This window comes from Micromonospora sp. BS32, assembly GCF_059089345.1.
Genome location: NZ_JBSSHR010000051.1, coordinates 1 through 1,771, shown reverse-complemented (window position 1 = coordinate 1,771; position 1,771 = coordinate 1). Strand labels below are relative to the sequence as shown.

Genomic DNA, 1,771 nt, shown 5'->3' with positions numbered 1-1,771 from the left:
GACAAGGTCGTCGAGGGGATGACCGAGTGGCAGAACCGGCCACTCGACCCGGGGCGGTTTCTACCGGTCGTTGCGAATCCTGGTGAGACGGGGTCCGCATGCCGAGATACGCGCCGAACAAGATGTCGACGGACGTCAAGCGTCGCTACTTCGAACTGATCAGGACAGGAGTGCGGGGTGCTCGAGCCGCCCAGGAAGTGGGCGTGTCGCTGAGTTGTGGATCATTGTGGTTCATCGACGCTGGCAGCGTGAGCTATCTCGAGACCCCGATCAGCGGGCGGTATCTGAGCCAGGACGACAGGATCGAGATCGCCGACGGGCTCGCCCGAGGCGAGCAGGTCAAGTCGATCGCCGGCCGGATCGGCAAAAGTTATCAGAGCGTGTACCGAGAGATCGCTCGCAACCGCAAACCCGACGGCCGGTATCAGCCGTGGTATGCCCACAACCAAGCTCATGTGCGTCGTCGGCGGCCGAAGCCGCGGCGGCTGGCGGCCGACACGGCGTTGCGGGAGGCGGTTGCCGGCAAGCTGCGTCGGGGGTGGTCGCCGGCGCAGATCAGCCGGTGGCTTCGGCGGCGATACCCGCGCCGGTTGGCGTGGCAGGTGTGCGCCGAGACGATTTACGAGGCGGTGTATCGCGGCCTGGTCCTCCAGGCGAATCCTGCGAATCTGCGAACTGGCCGCACTTACCGGCGTCGTCGTGGCCGTGGCCGGTCTCGCGACGGCGCCATGAAGCAGTCGACCAACATGAAGTCAATCCGTGAGCGGCCGGCCGTGGTCGAGTCCCGTCGCCAGGCCGGGCACTGGGAGGGCGACTTGATCGTGGGTGCCGGTCAACGCTCAGCTATCGCAACCCTGGTGGAGCGCAAGACCCGGTTCACCGTGCTTGTGAGCCTGCCTGGCGATCACAGCGCGCGGACCGTCGGTGACGCTCTCATCGGCGCGTTCGCGAAGCTGCCCGCCCAGCTGTGTCGCACGTTGACCTGGGATCAAGGCAACGAGATGTTCCACCACGAGCGCATCGAGCGAGCGACCGGTCTCGGGATCTTCTTCGCTGACCCGCACTCACCCTGGCAGCGCGGCACCAACGAGAACACGAACGGGCTCCTGCGCCAGTACCTGCCGAAGGGCACCGACCTAAATAGATGGACCGACGATCAGCTCGAGGAGATCGCCGCGCAGCTCAACGAGCGACCTCGGCTATGCCTGACCGATAAGAGCCCGAGTCAGCTCATGCGACAATGGCAACGCCAACCGGCAACGAGATGATTCGCAACGATCTCTAGAAACCGCCCGGTCTATCCGGTGATCTTCCTCGACGCGGTGCACGTGAAGATCCGCGATGGGAAGGTCGCCAACAGGCCGATCTACGTGGCTCTGGCCGTCACGGTCGACGGCAACCGGGACATCCTCGGCCTGTGGGCCGGCGACGGCGGTGAGGGCGCGAAGTTCTGGCTCAGCGTCCTGACCGAGTTGAAAAACCGTGGTGTCGCGGACGCGTGCATGGTGGTCTGCGACGGACTCAAGGGTCTGCCCGACGCGATCGGGCAGACCTGGCCCGAAGCAGTCGTGCAGACCTGCATCATCCACCTGCTGCGGGCCTCGTTCCGCTACGCCGGCCGCCAGCACTGGGACGCCATCGCCAAAGCCCTCAAGCCCGTCTACACGGCGACCGAAGCCGCCGCCCGGGAACGCTTCGCCGAGTTCGCGCAGGCATGGGGCGGGAAGTATCCGGCCATCATCCGACTGTGGGACCAGGCCTGGGCGGAGTT

At 65.7% G+C, this 1,771-nt stretch carries 1 protein-coding gene and 1 pseudogene; both read left to right on the top strand.

Annotated features, from left to right (window positions below):
- The first annotated feature begins 122 nt into the window (after window positions 1-122).
- Window positions 123-1,268, top strand: a complete 1,146-nt coding sequence (locus tag AC5RWQ_RS30160; RefSeq protein ID WP_494285991.1) for an IS30 family transposase — start codon at window positions 123-125, stop codon at window positions 1,266-1,268.
- Between the two features lie 15 nt (window positions 1,269-1,283).
- A pseudogene (locus AC5RWQ_RS30155) lies at window positions 1,284-1,771 on the top strand (IS256 family transposase); the annotation flags it as partial.

Coding starts and splice junctions, on each gene's coding strand:
- AC5RWQ_RS30160 (WP_494285991.1), top strand. CDS start 123: ATGTCGACGGACGTCAAGCGTCGCTACTTCGAACTGATCAGGACAGGA.